This is a genomic window from Vreelandella sp. 2A-K22 (genome assembly GCF_054065485.1).
Genome location: NZ_JBSUGC010000008.1, coordinates 99,121 through 115,535, shown reverse-complemented (window position 1 = coordinate 115,535; position 16,415 = coordinate 99,121). Strand labels below are relative to the sequence as shown.

The 16,415-nt window shown below is 55.8% G+C and carries 14 protein-coding genes; 11 read left to right on the top strand and 3 right to left on the bottom strand.

Going from position 1 to position 16,415, the window contains the following annotated elements:
• Positions 1-28: 28 nt before the first annotated feature.
• The 3 genes from ACW17M_RS12595 to ACW17M_RS12585 all read right to left on the bottom strand — a co-directional run bounded on the left by ACW17M_RS12595 (position 29) and on the right by ACW17M_RS12585 (position 1,619).
• Positions 29-319, bottom strand: a complete 291-nt coding sequence (locus tag ACW17M_RS12595) for a HigA family addiction module antitoxin (protein ID WP_457547551.1) — start codon at positions 317-319, stop codon at positions 29-31.
• Positions 319-621, bottom strand: coding sequence for a type II toxin-antitoxin system RelE/ParE family toxin (locus ACW17M_RS12590; protein ID WP_457547550.1), 303 nt, complete (start codon positions 619-621; stop codon positions 319-321). Before ACW17M_RS12590 ends, ACW17M_RS12595 begins: the two co-directional genes overlap by 1 nt.
• A 116-nt stretch (positions 622-737) precedes the next feature.
• On the bottom strand, positions 738-1,619 hold the full coding sequence (locus ACW17M_RS12585; protein WP_457547549.1) for a helix-turn-helix domain-containing protein: 882 nt from the start codon (positions 1,617-1,619) through the stop codon (positions 738-740).
• A 121-nt stretch (positions 1,620-1,740) separates the two neighbouring features.
• Between ACW17M_RS12585 and ACW17M_RS12580 the strand changes: the two genes are divergently transcribed.
• From ACW17M_RS12580 to ACW17M_RS12530, 11 genes are all read left to right on the top strand, one after another.
• Complete coding sequence (locus tag ACW17M_RS12580; protein WP_457547548.1) at positions 1,741-3,744, top strand: TonB-dependent receptor; 2,004 nt, start codon at positions 1,741-1,743, stop codon at positions 3,742-3,744.
• A complete protein-coding gene (locus tag ACW17M_RS12575; RefSeq protein ID WP_457547547.1) occupies positions 3,741-4,772 on the top strand; it encodes a methyltransferase in 1,032 nt (343 codons plus the stop codon). Before ACW17M_RS12580 ends, ACW17M_RS12575 begins: the two co-directional genes overlap by 4 nt.
• Complete coding sequence (locus ACW17M_RS12570; protein WP_457547546.1) at positions 4,772-6,013, top strand: MFS transporter; 1,242 nt, start codon at positions 4,772-4,774, stop codon at positions 6,011-6,013. The genes ACW17M_RS12575 and ACW17M_RS12570 overlap by 1 nt, the downstream gene beginning before the upstream one ends.
• Before the next feature lie 74 nt (positions 6,014-6,087).
• On the top strand, positions 6,088-6,642 hold the full coding sequence (locus ACW17M_RS12565) for a sigma-70 family RNA polymerase sigma factor (RefSeq protein ID WP_427768443.1): 555 nt from the start codon (positions 6,088-6,090) through the stop codon (positions 6,640-6,642).
• Positions 6,643-7,668 carry a FecR domain-containing protein gene (locus ACW17M_RS12560; protein WP_427768445.1) on the top strand — a complete coding sequence of 342 codons (1,026 nt, stop codon included), beginning with the start codon at positions 6,643-6,645 and terminating at the stop codon, positions 7,666-7,668.
• Positions 7,669-7,762: 94 nt separating this feature from the next.
• The gene (locus tag ACW17M_RS12555) at positions 7,763-10,195 is read left to right on the top strand and encodes a TonB-dependent siderophore receptor (RefSeq protein WP_457547545.1); all 2,433 of its coding nucleotides are present in this window, start codon (positions 7,763-7,765) and stop codon (positions 10,193-10,195) included.
• Between the two features lie 141 nt (positions 10,196-10,336).
• Entirely contained in the window at positions 10,337-11,248 is a 912-nt protein-coding gene (locus tag ACW17M_RS12550; RefSeq protein ID WP_457547544.1) for an ABC transporter substrate-binding protein, read from the top strand.
• Positions 11,249-11,379: 131 nt separating this feature from the next.
• A complete protein-coding gene (locus tag ACW17M_RS12545) occupies positions 11,380-11,904 on the top strand; it encodes a sigma-70 family RNA polymerase sigma factor (protein ID WP_457547543.1) in 525 nt (174 codons plus the stop codon).
• 9 nt (positions 11,905-11,913) lie between these two features.
• Positions 11,914-12,903, top strand: coding sequence for a FecR domain-containing protein (locus ACW17M_RS12540; protein WP_457547542.1), 990 nt, complete (start codon positions 11,914-11,916; stop codon positions 12,901-12,903).
• Positions 12,904-12,997: 94 nt separating this feature from the next.
• The gene (locus ACW17M_RS12535) at positions 12,998-15,406 is read left to right on the top strand and encodes a TonB-dependent siderophore receptor (RefSeq protein ID WP_457547541.1); all 2,409 of its coding nucleotides are present in this window, start codon (positions 12,998-13,000) and stop codon (positions 15,404-15,406) included.
• A 20-nt stretch (positions 15,407-15,426) separates the two neighbouring features.
• Complete coding sequence (locus tag ACW17M_RS12530) at positions 15,427-16,386, top strand: ABC transporter substrate-binding protein (RefSeq protein ID WP_443603784.1); 960 nt, start codon at positions 15,427-15,429, stop codon at positions 16,384-16,386.
• Positions 16,387-16,415 lie beyond the last annotated feature (29 nt).

Below are 16,415 nucleotides of genomic sequence, written 5' to 3'. Positions count from 1 at the left end.
ATTAGTTATAGTGAGTGATATCGCTTAGCTAAGCTGCGCCCTGGTTATGGCGAAGCTGAAATAGGTCATAATTGGTTTGCATGGATAGCCAGAATTCGGCGCTTCCGGCATGCAATTTTTCTAGAGCCAATGCCATTTCAGGTGTGACGGAGGCGCTGCCGTTAATTACCCGGTTCAGGGTGTTACGGTGGCAGCCGAGTTGTTCAGCGACCGATGCCACGCTGCCAATCTTGTGGCCGTCTTCATCCTCAATCAGACGTTGCCGGATAATGCGACCCGGATGTGAGGGGTTATACATCGCCATGGTTTGTTCTCCCATCAGTGATAATCATCATAGTCCAGCAGGTAAACATTACCGTCTCGGAACTCGATGAACAGTCGCCAGTTACCCGACACCTTGATGGCATACTGGCCGTCCAGTTTTCCAGTTTTCCAGTTTTCCAGTTTTCCAGTTAGAGGGTGAAGATCCCAGTTGCCAGCCGCTATATCGTCGAGACTTGTGGCTGCGTCCAGTACGGTCAGGCGATCACGGAGACGGTCGACATGATCGGCACGAACGCCCTTGGTGCTGCCTTTTTCAAAAAGCAGTTTTAGTCCCTTATGCTTGATGCTTTTAATCATCTATCGTACCGGCTTATGCCTAACTGGCTTTTATTTATTGTAGTGTGTCGCGCGAGAGTGTGCAGTTCCGCCGGAACTCGCTCGGACAGCTGCATCAGTACTCGCAATACTTGTTATCAACTTTTGCGCTGTTTGATGGCTTTAGGGGCATAACCGAAGAAGCGCGTGAAGGCAGCGCTGAAGTTACTTGGGTGCCGATAGCCCGTGGCGTAGGCGGCTTGAGCGGCCTGTTGACCGCTCTCCAGCAGCGTATGGGCGCGGCGCATGCGCTGTTGATGAAGAAAGTATTGAGGCGTCGTGCCAAACATGCAACGAAATCCCTGCTTAAGCTTCTGCTCTCCTAATCCCACCCGTGCTCCCAGATAGGCCAGGGTCAAGGGGCGATCCAGTTCGCTGAGAAGTATCTCACGGGCCTGGACGATGCGCTCGGCGTCTGCGCTGGCGATGTTCCGTGTAGGGCTGGGTTCCGGCAGCAGCGTCTCGAGTTGTTCCCCCAATAAGCTCAAGGCGTGAATGTGTTGCTGGAGCCGAGCGCTGCCTGTTTGGAGGCATACCTGGAGCGCCTGCAGATGTGCCCGGCTGACCGGCGACGTAGGCTGAAAAGCCAGCGGTCGAATACCCCCAGAGGCAGGGAGTGCTGCTTGATATCGCTCGCCCAGGTAGCGCGCTAGCCAGCCAGTACTGGCGACAAGGCGTAACTGAAGCACTGTTTCCCCTTCCGGTATATGGCGCTCCCCCTGGCTGTGGTCAAAGGTGGTTACCGTGGTGTGACCGTGACCGAAATCGATGCGCGGCCCCCAGCGCTCTCGGTAATCAGAGTGGCCTTGTAGACCAAAGGTCACAATCACGCCTGCGCCCGTATGGGGTGTGCGGCTCTCTTCGACGAGCGCTTGTTTAGCACGGTAGCGGGTTAACACTACCGAGAGGCCATCATCCAGCACGCAGCATTGAGAACCTTGCAGAGAGTCGCTAATGGGAGGTGAAGCGTCGCTACGCATAAGAAGTGAATCGGTTTGCATATGAATGAGTATGATAATTGCTATCGTTTATAGCTAGCCTACTCCCTTGAATGTTCCCACGCTAGTCGGGGAGCTAGAAACAGCGCTAAGGGGGTGGGCGATGCAGAGCAAGGGGTTAAAAAGAAATGCAGCGGTGGTGCTTCTGCTGGGGGGATGCGGCGTGGGCAGCATCGCTCAAGGGGAAGCACTACCCGTGGTGAAGGTAACGGCTAACAAGGTCGCGCAGGCTGAGCAAGAGGTGCCGGCGAGCCTGGTGGTCATCTCCGGCGAGACGCTGGCGGATGCCGGTGCTTCCAGTATTGGCGACTTGGCGCGCTACGCGCCTGGGTTGAGTTTTCAGCCCTTTGGCCAGTCGGGTACCGCCCTGCCGGTAATGCGTGGGCTGACCTCAGGTGCCACCGCTTTCTCCTCATCAGTACTCATGCTGGTGGATGGGGTGCCCGTCGTGGCTGGCCAAGGGTTTGATCACAACCTGCAGGGCGTGGAACGGGTTGAGGTGCTGCGCGGGCCCCAGTCGACGCTCTATGGCCGCAACGCCGAGGCAGGCGTGGTCAGCCTGCATACTCGTCAGCCGGATGCAGGCCCTTATGCCGAACTGGAGGCTACGCTGGGCAGCCGTGATCTGAACGCGCTACGCCTCGATGCCGCTCAGGCACTCGTACCCGAGCAGCTCTATTTTGGGGTCAGCGGGGAGTGGCGCCAGCAGGATGGTTTCGTGGATAACCTGGCGCGCGCGGGTGAGGCAGATGACCGCGAGCGCAAGAACGGTCGGCTACGTCTGCTCTGGATGCCGACAGCGGAGACGGACGTTACCCTGCGCTATGGGCAGTTACACTACCGCGACGGTGCGGCTCCCTGGGGGCCTGTCGGGTCAAACGGTCACGATACGCGTCGCATTGACTCCCCCAGTCCCGGCAGTAACCGTTCCAGCGGGCGGGATATTTCCCTGGGTGTGCGTCATGCCTTAGCGCCTGATTTGACCCTGCGATCCATCACGGCGCGGCGGGAGATCCGTGATCGCGTCACCCAGGATACCGATTTAACGCCAGCTCAGCGCTTTGCCGTCGGGCGCGACCAGCGTTTGACCACCTTATCCCAGGAACTGCGTCTGGAGCGTCAGGGTGATGAGGGGCAGAGCAGTTGGGTGCTGGGCCTGTACGGTGACCGTGATGATCATCAACTGCAGTTCGAGCAACGCAACCCGATGGGCACCCAGCGCAGTGAGGCGACGCTGGAGGCTGAGAACCTCGCGCTGTTCGGGCAGTGGACGTTGCCGCTGGGCGAGTGTTGGCGCCTAACACCAGGCCTGCGCTTAGAGCAGAGCCGGGTGGCGTTGACGCCCCGAGGAGCCGGGCAGCGCAGCGAGCGCTGGGGGGATGTTACCTCGCAGTTAGCCCTGCAGTACCGCTTGGGTGACGACGACTGGCTGTATGCCCGCTATGCCGAAGGGTTTCGCGCCGGTGGCTTCAACGCCTTCTCTGCTCAGAGTGGCTATCCCGGCTACGAACCTGAGCAAGTGGCTTCCTACGAGCTGGGTATCAAGGGAACAGCGCTTTCGCAACGGCTGCGCTATGGGTTAGCCAGTTACTGGATGACCATTGACGACATGCAAGTCCAGCAAGTTATTCAGCCCGGTAGTGTGCAGATCACCAATGCTGCCGCGGCGCGCTCCCAGGGCATAGAACTGGATATTGATTACCTGCTGGGCGGACATTGGACGCTCCAGGCGGGCCTGGCCCTCAACCGTACCCGATTTCGCGAGTTCAACGATCTTAACGGTGACCACGCCGGCCACCACAATCCCTTTGCGCCCGATATCAGTGGTCGGTTGGGGCTGCGCTACGACTCACCCCAGGGCTGGTATGCCCAGGCCAACCTGAGTGGCATGAGTAAGACCTACCTGGATGCGGCCAACCGCTTCAGTCGTCCCGGTCATGCCCTGCTGGATCTGGCTGGTGGCTATCAACAGGGGCCATGGCAACTGGGGGGCTATGTGAACAACGCCACTGACCGACAATACGATGCAGTGGGCCTGCTCAACGGCACGATACGGGAGTACAGCCCGCCCCGTGAGATTGGCTTGCGTGTGGGGGTATCGTTATGAGCCGGCTCGTGGATGCGCTTCCCCATGCACTGCAGCCCTATTGGGATCTATCGCTGGCCGCTGTACAGGCCGAGGCCCTACAGCTTGCCTTAGCAGAGGATCTATTTGAGACGCTGGCGTCGCCCTGCACCCCCGAGGCCCTGGCACAAATGCATGCATGGCAGCCTGAAGCCACGCGTCACTGGTTGACGCTGTTATGGAGCATGCAACTGCTCGACCGAAGCTGCGATGCGGAGGGTGAGTGGCACTACACCAGCAGCGAGGTGGCGCGGCGCTATCTGGCGTCTTCCTCAGCGTTAGACTGTGGTGATGCTTGGCGTTTTCGGCTTGCTTCACTGCGTGATTTCGGTGCCGGGCTAGCCGATGGCCTGCGCGGACAAAGCCGGCCAGCACCGCTGGCTAACGGTGAGCGCTGGGCCGTGGCAGCGCGCGGCCATCTGGCACGCGAGCAGGCGGCGGTAACGGCGCCTGCTGCCTGTGAATTGGTGGCACAACGGAGGGCGACTGAATCAGCCTGGCGGCTGCTGGATCTAGGCGGTGGCCCGGGGCTGGTCGCCGTCGCCCTGGCGAAGGCGTTTCCACATATGCACGGCGTGGTCTTTGAACTGCCCGAAGCCGCCGATGTCGCCGCGCAACACATCGCCGAGGCTGGTTTGGCATCGCGTCTCGAAGCGCGGGGCGGCGATCTGGCGAGGGATGATATCGGCACAGAGTACGATCTGATTTGGTGCTCCTCGGTACTGCATTTCGTGCCCGAGCTTTCGGCCTGCCTGGCCAAACTGCATGCCGCACTAAAGCCCGGCGGCGAGTTGATCTGCGTGCACGCTGAAATTCCCGAAGAACCCGAGGCGGCCCGCCGCATGCTGTCCTATTACCTGCCGCTGCTGTGGCAGGGGCGTCGGGTGACCCAGGCCGGTGAGCTGCGTCAGGCATTGCTGGCGCAGGGTTTTGAGGTGTGTGAGGCGCAGCCGATTGCGCTTCCCATGGCGCCTGCCACGGCTCTGGTGGCGCGTAGGAGGACGAAATAATGCGTGCTCTGACCGCCCGGCAACTGGCGTTCGGCTGGCTCCACTTTGCTTTGGCGCTGCCCAGTATCTATCTGCTGTTGGGAATGCCGCTGGTACTGCGCGAGCAGGGCTGGAGCGGTACCCAGATTGGCCTACTGCAATTGGCGGGTCTGCCAGCGGTGCTCAAACTGGTGATGGCGGTTCCCGTTGAGCGCTGCCGCCTGGGGGGCGGAGGCTATCGTGCCTGGGCTGGTCTGCTCGGATTGCTGTTGGGCTTGGCGTTGCTAGGGTTAGCGTACGACTTCCCACTAGCGCAGCCGCCGCGTTTCTATGCCTGGGTGCTGCTGATCAGTTGGTTGGCGACTTGGGCTGATGTGCCCGTGAACGCGCTGGCGATTCGCTGCCTGCCCGCCGAAGAGCGACTACGCGCCGGGGGAATTCGTTCGGCGGCGCTGTTTCTGGCTGCGGTGGTGGGCGGTGGCCTATTGCTGGTCGTGCACGAGCGTGCAGGGGGAGCAGTGCCCTTCGTACTGATGGCGTTGCTATTGGCCGTGGGAGGAATCCTATTACGCTGGATATCGTTACCGCCAGAGACCGGCAGGCAATGGTATGTCTCGGCAGCGGAAGCGGTTCAACCTGTGAGCCATAAGGGGGCAATGGGCTTTGTCCGTCAGCCAGCCGCAGGCCTTTGGGTCGCCCTGCTGATGTTACTCTTTCCCTTCGTTGGCGCTGGTTGGGTCTATCTAAAACCGCTGTTGCTCGACCTGGGGATGCCAGCGGAGCAAGTCGCCTGGTGGGTGGGGGTTGGTGGTGGCATAGCGGGCGCCCTGGCGAGTCTGGCGGGGCAACGCATGGCACGGAGTATTGGGCTTGGCCGAGCCCTGCCGCTGTTAGCCGCTTTGGCAACGCTGGCCCTGGCGACTCTGGGGGGAGTGGGTTACATGGCTGCAGGGCATGCCCTGTGGCTGGTGGGCGCAGGACTGTTGGCTTGTGCCATGGGCGCGCTTTCGGGCGTAATGTTCGGCCTGATGATGCACTTCGCCCGGTCTGGGTATCAGGCGCTGGATTACGGTCTACAGGCCAGTCTGTTCACCCTGTCGCGTTTGGCTGTGCCTGTGCTCGCCGGTATTTTGCTAGACCGGCTGGGCTACCCGGCTATGTTTACGGCGTTGGCGCTAGGCATGGCGGCGGTGACAGTGATGGCGCTGCTGGGGGGTAGGATTTTGCAGGGTGTCATATCAAAAAATGGAGAGATTCGTTGAGCACTGTGCATTGACACTGTCTGCGAATTGAAAAAGAATAAGAATCATTTTCGTAGAAGTGGGGCACTTTTTATATGGCGGCGGCACCCCGATCAGCCGAGCCTGCGGCTTACCATACCGGCTGTCGAGACTCCCTCGGTGAGCTGTATCACCACCATCAGCCTTGGTTGCAGCAGTTGCTCAGCCAGCGGTTGGGGTGCAGTGAGTCGGCGGCGGATCTGGCGCAGGATGCGTTTGTGCGATTGATGAAAACGCCCCGCCACCTGGATAGTTTCGAAGGTGCCCGAGCCTATCTCAGCCGTATGGCCAAAGGGTTGTGCGTGGATCATTGGCGCCGCCAGGATATCGAGCGCGCCTGGCAGCAAGCCCTGGCGGCCAGCGCCGAGGCGCATTTGCCCTCTGCCGAACACCAGCAAATTGTCATCGAAACACTGTGCGAAATCGACCGCATGCTGGCGCGGTTGCCCGAGAAAGTCGCTAGCGCCTTTTTGGCCTCCCAACTGCATGGCAAACCCTATCGGCAGATTGCTGAGGAGCTGGGTGTTTCCGAACGCATGGTCAAAAAATATATGGCTCAGGCCATGCTGCAGTGCGCGTTGATCGAAGCGGGCTTTGAGGCGAGTCTCTAAATGGCCTCTGCCGCCAGCTCCGAGGAAGCCGCCAAACGTCGTGCGTTGGCGGAGGCAGCCGAGTGGTTTGCCGAGTGGCAAGCGGAGGAGTTGTCGGCAACAGAGCGTCAACGCTGGCAAGCATGGCGGGATGCCAACGACACCCATCGTTGGGCTTGGCAGCAGGTGGAGGGCGTAAGCCGCCGCTTCACCGAGCATCTAGACGAAGATGAACGCCAAACCGCTGACAGCGTGATTAGCCTGGCGCGCCAGCGACGGCGGGGGCGTCGTCACCTTTTGGGTGGGCTGGCAAGCCTTGCGCTGGTCTCTGTACTCACCGCAGCGCTCTGGCAAAGCACACCACTGCCACGACTAGTACAGCAGTGGGGCGCTGATTATCACACCGCCACCGGCGAAATCACTCACATCGTGCTGGAGGATGGCACTCAGGTCTGGCTGAGTAGCGCCTCGGCGCTGAATGTCGATTACGACCAAGAGCAGCGCCGTTTGGCGCTGGTGACCGGCGAGATACTGATAGAGACCGGCAAAGACACCGAAAGACCGTTTTACCTGGATACCCGCAGTGCGCGACTAACGCCCTTGGGCACGCGTTTTAGCGTGGGTGAGCAGCCATCAGGCGAACTGCTGGCGGTGTTTGACGGTGCCGTGGCCATCCAGACCCTGGGCGATGCTCAGCATGCGAGCCAGCGACAGGTGGTTAATGCGGGGCAGCAGGCCCACTTCGCCGCTGACCGCATCGGGGAACTCACCCCCGCCGAAGGCCGTCGGGAAGCCTGGGCCAACGGCATTCTGCTGGCCGAGAACATGTCGCTTAGAACCTTCGCCGCGGCGCTTAGCCGCCATCACCGTGGCCGCCTTGAAGTCGACCCGACGGTGGCGGATCTCACCCTGCTCGGCGCTTTCCCGCTCAATGACCTAGAGCGCACCCTGAACATGGTCGAGACCACGCTGCCGGTAAAGGTGCGCCGGGTAATGCCCTGGTGGATCAAAGTAGAGGCAGGCGAAGCAAGCTCCAGCGAGGAATAAAAAGAGAAAAAAGTGGTTTTTCTAGTTCCCCTTTTTCGCGCTGGTTCGATTCCCCTTTATAAGCACTTAAAACGTATCTGCAAGGGGAACCGATATGCTCCAACAGCGCACTGCACTTCAACCGCTTACTGCCCAGCACCAACCGACGCTTAACCGCCGCGCCTTGGCGCTGGCGGTTCATTTTGTCGCCGTCGGATTATTGGCCGTGCCGCAGCTATCGCAGCATGCCATGGCCCAGTCCACCCAGCAGCAAGCACGCCACTATGACATTGCCAGCGGCCCGTTAAGCAGCGTCATCAACCGCTTCGCCGCCGAGTCGGGTGTTTTTATCAGCGGCGCTGGCGAGCTGGGGGAAGGACGCCAAAGCCCCGGCCTGCAAGGCCAGTATCTAGTTGATGAAGGGCTTGAGCGGCTATTGGATGGAACGGGGTTAACGGCAGCCCGACAGAGTGATGGTAGTTATCGGTTGGAAGAGCGGGCGGCTGATGTGGCGTTGTCGGTTGTAGCGGTAACCGGTGAGCGCCTTCCCTACGGCATGACCGAGAACAGCAACTCTTACACAAGCGAAAGCGCTAGCATTGGCTTAGTTTCACAATCAATTAAGGAAACGCCTCAATCCGTCAGCGTTGTGACCCGAGAACGCTTGGATGACCAGGGAACTACCTCCTTGTCTGAGGCCATGCGCAACGTCACTGGTATAACCGTGAGTGAGTACGGGCCCAATCAGTACGTGATTAAGGCACGAGGCTATGATATTGACTCCTTTCTCATGGATGGTAGCCCAATTCAGGACACAGGTAGCGCTTGGGAAAGCGCAGGAGTATTCGACACAGCATTGCTCGATCGTATTGAAGTGCTGCGAGGCCCTGCGGGTATCCTTCAAGGTTCTGGTGAACCCAGCGGCACCATCAATCTGGTTCGCAAGCGTGCCTTAACCGAAAGCCAAGCCTCCATCTCTCTTTCTGCGGGTACGGATGATGCCTACCGAAGCGTTGTGGACGTTACCGGCGCACTAGACAGCGAAGGACGAGTGCGGGGGCGTTTAGTTGGCGTCTACGATGATAGAGATTCTTTTATTGACCACGTTTACTCAGAGAACCAAGTCGGCTATGGAACGCTCGAGTTTGACTTGTCTCCCGAAACGACGCTGTCAATGGGCGTTACTGTACAAGATGAAGAGTTCCGACCACACTCTGGATTACCGGCCTACAGTGATGGCGCACTGCCCAATGTTGACCGTTCCACCTATCTCGGATCTAACTGGGACAAGCAGACAGGAGACGCGCAGCGCTATTTCCTGGAACTTGAACATCTACTTACCAACGGTGGCGAGATAACATTTAAAGCGAATCGTCTGGATCGAGACGCTAGTCTGAGAAAAAGCAGTGAAGGGGTTCTTACCGTCGAAAGAGATAGCGGCGATTTTGCGATTCGTCAGATTGCTTGGGATTTGGAGAAGCAGGATGAATATATAGAGACACAGCTTAGTTCCCCATTCCAACTAGCTGGAAAAACTCATGAAGCCGTATTTGGTGCCATCTATCAGAGCAGCGAGCTAAGTAATGAATGGTCTTACGGTGATCCACAATATGTGCCCCAAAACCTGCTTAATCCAAAAAATGACCGCACTGAGTCAAATTTCGACGGTACCCCCGGCAGAACTGAGTTCAACACCGAGCAATATTCCACATACGGCCAGTTGCGCTTCAACATCGCCGATGATTTCACCGCTGCGCTTGGTGGCCGTATCAATTGGTGGGAAACCAATAACTTTCTCGGTGGAGAAGCGTCTAGTGATGATGGCACTGAATTTATCCCTTATGCTGGTTTGATCTATCGGCTCAACGAAGAACTCAATCTATACACCAGTTACACAGGCATATTTCAGCCGCAAACAGCTGTGGGTAAAAATGGTGACCCCATTGATCCGCGAGAGGGCGAGCAGTACGAAGCTGGCATTAAGGGCTCACATGCTCTGGGGGACTTGAACTGGCATGCCGCAGTTTTCCGTATTGAAGACACTAACCGGGCCTATACAGACCCTAATAACCCTGGCTTCTCAATTCCCATCGGCGAAGCAAAGAGTGAGGGTTTCGAGCTTGAAGTCAGCGGTCAGTTACTGCCTCGCTGGGATCTCAGCGCAGGTTACGCCTATACGCAAACTGAGTTCGTAAGAGATCCTAGCTCAGAAGGTCTTACTCTCTCGCCGGACACTCCGGAGCATAGCTTCAATCTGTGGTCTCGTTATCACTTTAGCGACGATCCTAATCAGGGATTGCGCCTTGGTGCTGGCGTGAGTACGGTCAGCAGTGTTTATGCCGAAAGTGCTGATACGCGTATCGAGCAGGGAGGCTATACCACCGTTTCTGCGATGGTCGGCTATCGCGTCAATGAGAACTTAGATATTTCATTAAATGGCAACAATCTGACTGATAAAGAGTATTACTCTACAGTTCAGTCGGAAGCTAAGCATAATTACTACGGCGCACCACGCAACTTTATGATGACGATGAAATATGACTTTTAGAGTTTTTATAGCAATGAACGATATTCGAATCAGTCTCTGTAAGAGGCTGATTTTTATTAAATTAAAATATTAATAATATCTTTATGTTAATTGTTATTTTAAATAATGGCCTGCCTGCTGCTATATCACGGGAGCATCAATATGCGCTTTTTTCAATCGCTGCCTAGATTTTGGCGTACTTTTTTTTTATTTCTAGGACTTTCCTTTACCGCCAGTCCAGTGATGGATGCTAAAGCATCCTCATCCATTGCCGTTTTTGAATGGACTATCGCAGAAGCACTGCTTTCGCTTGACGCTCCATCTGTTCTTATGGGCAATGTTGCTGCTTTCGATAACTGGACAGGCAATGATTACGCCGACGCGGACATCACGGATATTGGTACCCAACTATTTCCTAATATGGAGTTGCTCAGTAGCATTGCCCCCGAACATATATTTCTTGTGCCTCGTCAGACTCGATTGAAAACGGTTCTAGCTGAAATTTCAACGTCTGACATAGTCCAATCTTATCCATATACTAACAGTAGTAACAACGATCTATGGTCAAAATTTGATGCCTTTATTCTGGAGGTGGGTGATCTTTCAGGGCGAAGAGTTGCAGCAGAGCAACTGATTAAAAATACTCAATCTCACTTAGCATCGCTGAAAGATGATTTGGAGCCACAGCCACCCTTATTAGTTGTGCAGTTCATAACTGAAAAATACGTGCGAGTATATGGTGATAGCAGTGTGTTTCAGGGAGTTCTAGACCGGTTAGGCCTTCAAAATGCGTGGAAAAGAGATACTGATACATGGGGGCGCTCACTAGTAAGTATCAGAGAGCTCTTCGATATTCATCTCGAAGACGCGAGACTAGTCGTTATGGAAAGTGCATTCCCCATAGGTATAGAAAACAATATCGAAAATAGCGGTATGTGGCGTTACCTTCCTAGCGTTCAGCGGGGAGACTTTGTGGTTTTGCCATCTACTTTTTGGATTGGTGGCGTTCACCCTTCCGCCCTCCGCTTTGCCGACGCTCTTGTCGAAGCACTTGAGGAGCCAACCACCCCCTAGCACCGATCTGTCATCTGCAGGTGCTTTACATCACCATATTATTTGTAATGATAAGTATTATCACTTATTGTTTGCGTCTGGTTTTGCCCTTTTTTTGGGCAGTTGGCACAGGCACTCAATGGCAACGGGCGATGGTATCGATAAAGCAACAGGGCGGAAGCGAGGTTCCTTTCGACGCCCTCTATCACAATCATCACAGTTGGCTGCGGCGCTGGTTGGGCGCCAAGCTGGGCTGTTCCCATACTGCTGCCGATCTCGCGCACGATACCTACCTGCGCATACTGGCGCGGGGCACTACGCCAGCGCCTGAACAGTCACGGCGTTTTTTGACCCAGATCGCCAAAGGGCTGGTCGTCGATCATTACCGCCGTCGCCGAATTGAAACCGCCTATTTGGAAACCCTCAGCCTGCTTCCAGAGACACACGCGCCTTCTCCCGAGGAGCAAACACTCACTATTGAAGCGCTGGTAGAAATCGATGCGCTGCTCCATGAGCTTCCCGACAAGCCTCGCCGAGCTTTTCTTATGTGTCGCCTGGACGGCCAGAGTTATCAAGACATCGCCGAGGCGCTGAGTGTCTCGGTCTCTTCGGTAGAGAAATATATCGCCCGGGCGCTGCTGGCCTGCCACCGCGCGATAAGCGAATCTCAACCCTGAGTGAATGCCATGAGCTGCAAGCCCGCCGACGCCTTCCATGAGACCATCGATCCTGCCGTTCTAGAGCAGGCCAGCCTGTGGATGGCGCGCCTATGGAGCGACGACATCAGCGAGGCCCAGCGCGAGGCTTGCCTGGCCTGGCGACAAGCGTCGCCGGAACATGAGCGAGCCTGGCAGCAGTTGCAGGCGATTGATGGCCGGTTGGCCGCGCTGCCGCATCACGCTGCCCGTAGCGAGCTATTTTCGTCTTCCCAAGCCGTTTCGCGACGGGGCTTGCTGCAGTGGGGTGGCTTGGCCGTGCTGCTGGGCGGGCTGGGATTTGGACTACCGCGCACGCCCCAGTGGCAGCGTCAGTTCGCTGACTACGCCACCGGTATTGGTGAGAGTCGCGAACTCACGCTGAGCGATGGCACCCATCTGGTGTTGGATACCGATACCGCCATCGACATAAGGTTCGATGCCCACCAACGGCGACTCCACTTGCTACGTGGTGGAGTGTTGATTACTACAGCAAAAACACCGGACACCCGGGCGTTCAGCGTTATGACCCAGGAAGGGCTTTCTTATCCGCTGGGAACCCGCTTCAGCGTGCAGCAGCATACTGACAGCACCCAAGTGGCCGTTTATGAAGGCCGGGTGGCTCTGGAGCGGCGTGGAAGCACCGAACGGACGACGCTGGATGCTGGCCAGCAGGCTGACATGAGCGCCGATGAGGTATCGCCACCTGCGGCCTTGGAACCCGCTGGATTAGCCCGTTTTCAGGGGCGGCTGGTGGCCGAAGGCATGCGAGTTAGTGAGGTGGTCGAGATATTGGCCCGCTATCGCCATGGTGTGGTGCGCTGTGCACCAGAGGTAGCTGACCGGCGGGTGAGCGGGGTGTTTTCGCTGCAAGACACCGATCGCGCCCTGGCCAGCCTTGTCGATGCACTGTCATTAAAGGTGGTCTACCGAACGCCATTTTGGGTCACGGTCATGCCGCGCAGCGACGGCGAAAGCTAGAAAGAAAAAATTTCAGAAAACATTGAGGGATTCTCGTTCTCGTTCGGAATAGAAGATGTAGACATAAAAAATGCATCACTCAACGGGGATCTTCATGACGACGCAGCAAGCGCACTCACGCTTTATCCGAACGCCTTTGGCCCGCGCCATTCAATACAGTCTACTCGCCAGCTGTTTGGCTGGCCTACCCGCAACGGCGCTTGCCCAGCAAGAAGCAGGGCAGAGTGCCGCCGCTCAGCAACGCTATTCCATCGAAGCAGGACGACTCGATACGGCACTAAACCGTTTCGCGGTCAGTGCAGGCATCGAGATTGCCTTCGATGCCACTTTGACCGCTGGCAAGCAAACCGCAGGGCTGCAAGGTAACTATGGAATAAACGAAGGTTTGGAGCGCTTGTTGGCAGATACCGGCCTTGTACCAGTGCGCAGCGCTGAGGGTAGTTATCGGTTGGAAAAGCGGGCGGCTGATGTGGCGTTGACGACGATGCAGGTGCAAGCCGACTGGATACGTGAGACGGCCAGAGGGCCAGTAGAGGGTATTGCCGCCACTCGTAGCGCAACAGGCACCAAGACCGGTACGCCTATCATTGAGACGCCACAGTCCATCTCAGTTGTAAGTAGCGAAGAGTTTCAAAATTATGGTGCTCGAAATTTCAATGAGGCATTGAGTTACACAGCTGGTGTATCAAGGCAGGAAGGTGCTGATCGCACTACTGAATCACTAAGAGTGCGCGGGTTCACCGTTGATAGATCCTATCGTGACGGCAGCAAATACCAAGCTAATCTTTATGATGGTCAGCAAGAGCTTTATGGCCTTGAACGACTGGAGGTGTTAAAGGGCCCATCCTCTATTCTTTATGGGGTAGCTGCCCCCGGAGGCATGATCAACGCCGTCAGTAAACGCCCCACTAGCTCCTCTCTGCGCGAAGTGAATGTTGAGGCGGGCAGTTTCGACCGTCGCCAAATATCTGCTGATTTCTCCGATGCTCTGGATGAGAATGGTGTTTGGTCATATCGCCTGACCATGCTGCATCGGGATAGCGATAGTTTTATCGACCATGTGCCGGATGACCGCACCTATATTGCTCCAGCGTTGAAATGGCAGCCAAATGAGGATACCTCGCTCACTCTGCTGAGCGAGTATCAGCGCGATCAAACAATCTATGTGTATGGGCTACCCTCCAGCGGGACCATTCTTACTAACCCGAATGGTGGCATTCCCCTGGAGCTTTTCACCGGAGAGCCCGGCTATGATGAATACGATAACGAGCGCTATTCGATCGGCTACTTACTCGAGCACGACTTCTCTAACAACCTCCACCTTCGACATAGCCTCCGCACTTTCCGATCCGACCGGACTTACGATTCTATAAGTCTCGGCCAAAGTAGCGATCAGCGGATTTATGCCCGGAGCGCCCAGGATCGCCGTGATGCGTCATCGGCCTTGACCTCAGATACCTCCTTGCAATACGACTGGGAGGCTGGAAATACCACCAACACCAGCTTGATCGGAATAGACTACATACGACAACGCCACGAAACCGAGCGCTACAACCGCACAGCGCCACCGCTTAACCTCTTTGATCCTGTTTACGGCAGTGGAGATTTCGGCGAACCGGTGCCTTTTGCATGGTCATCCAAGCAACGCAGCGAGCAGGTTGGCTTGTATGCTCAAAATCAGATGAAAGTCGCCGACAAGTGGGTTCTCATGTTAGGAGGGCGTCAGGACTGGACTGAATCTGAGACCTCTCCCTACTTTGGCCCCACAGTGTGGAGTAGTGAAACGGATAATGCTTTCACTGGACGTGTAGGGGGTGTCTATCTTGCCGATAACGGTTTGGCGCCCTTCATTAGCTATAGCCAGTCGTTTGAACCTACCAGCGGCACCGACCGTAACGGCAATCAATTCGAGCCCACGCGAGGAGAGCAATATGAACTGGGCGTTCGCTTTCAGCCGGAAGGGTGGGATACCATGCTCACCGCCACCGCCTATGAGCTGACACAGGAAAACGTCAGCGTCACCGATCCGGTGGACACCAGCTTCCAGACACAGATAGGGGAAGTACGTTCACGTGGTGTCGAATTGGAAGCGAAGACGGCACTAGGCCCCAACGCCAACTTGGTAGCAGCCTACACCTACACTGATGCGCGTACAACGAAAAGCAGCCCCGTTACGCCAGATCAGGTGGGCAGGAGAACGGCCAATACACCCTATAACCAATTCTCGCTATGGAGTGATTATCGCTTTGGCGATTTCGGCCTGCCGGGGTTGAAGGTAGGAGGTGGAGTTCGCTACGTAGGCCCAACCCGGGCGACTTGGGTAGAGGGAGAAGTGCCGTCGTTTACACTTGTCGATACGCGAGTGAGTTATGAAACCGGATCTTGGGTGTATGCATTGAATGCCACCAATCTCACTGACAAAACCTATATCGAGTCCTGCACTTATGGATGCTTCTATGGTGAACCGAGAAGCATTGTAGGCTCAGTAAGTTATCAGTGGTAACGTCATTACCAAGAGTGACAATGGCAGGCGGCTTCACCGCCTGTCATTGTTTTATAAGAGCCAAAATAGAAAATATATTGATGATCTATATGGGTAATTTTCTACCATCAGGCCGTATAATTTTTCTCCTAGTTATATTTTTACCGCTACTCGTCTCATTCGCTAACGCTGAAGAGTCCAAAAAGCTGGTCGCTTTTGACTATGCCATTGCAGATACACTTTCTGCTTTGCAACAGCCTCCTTTAGCGATGGCGGGCTTGGCACAATATAGGCGCTTCTACCGAGAGCCCTTACTGCCTGACACCCGGGAGCTCGGGAATAGGTTTCAGCCCAATTTTGAATACCTAGCGTCGTTGGAGCCTGATGCTATTCTAATATCGCCACCGGCCCATTTGAATTTAGAGAATAAACTTTCCAGTATTGCTGATGTAATAAAAATCCCGCTATTTGGAGAAAACTTAAATATTTGGCAGAACCTTGAACAACTTACTAGAAAAGTAGGGGAGCTGAACGATCAGCAACAGCTGGCCCAAGAATTAATTGAGTCTGTCCAAACTAGGCTGGCAGTAATAGCGGCACAGATTGCAAGGCCTGTAGACCCCCTGTTGGTTGTAGAAATTCGAGACGACCGACATGTCCGCATTTATGGGCATGGAAGCCTGGAAGATATGGTTATCACTCAGTTGGGATTGGAAAATGCCTGGCAAGGCCCTACTAACGACTGGGGCTTCAGCACATTAACCATTTCAGAGGCGTTTCAATTAGAAGGTAGGTTCATTCTGCTTCACCCGACTTACTCTCAATACTTAACTGATTCAGCCTTGCCAACGTCGGGGCTATGGCAGCATTGGTTGGATGATACCCCGGTCAATATAGAAGTAAATTATTGGCCATGGGGAGGGTTCCCCTCAGCCCTCCGTTTCGCCGAGTCGCTTGTTGAAGCCTTGGAGGCGCAAGCGCCCCCTAATGCTGCTGGCTAATCGCACTACTAAATCATCATGTATTTAAT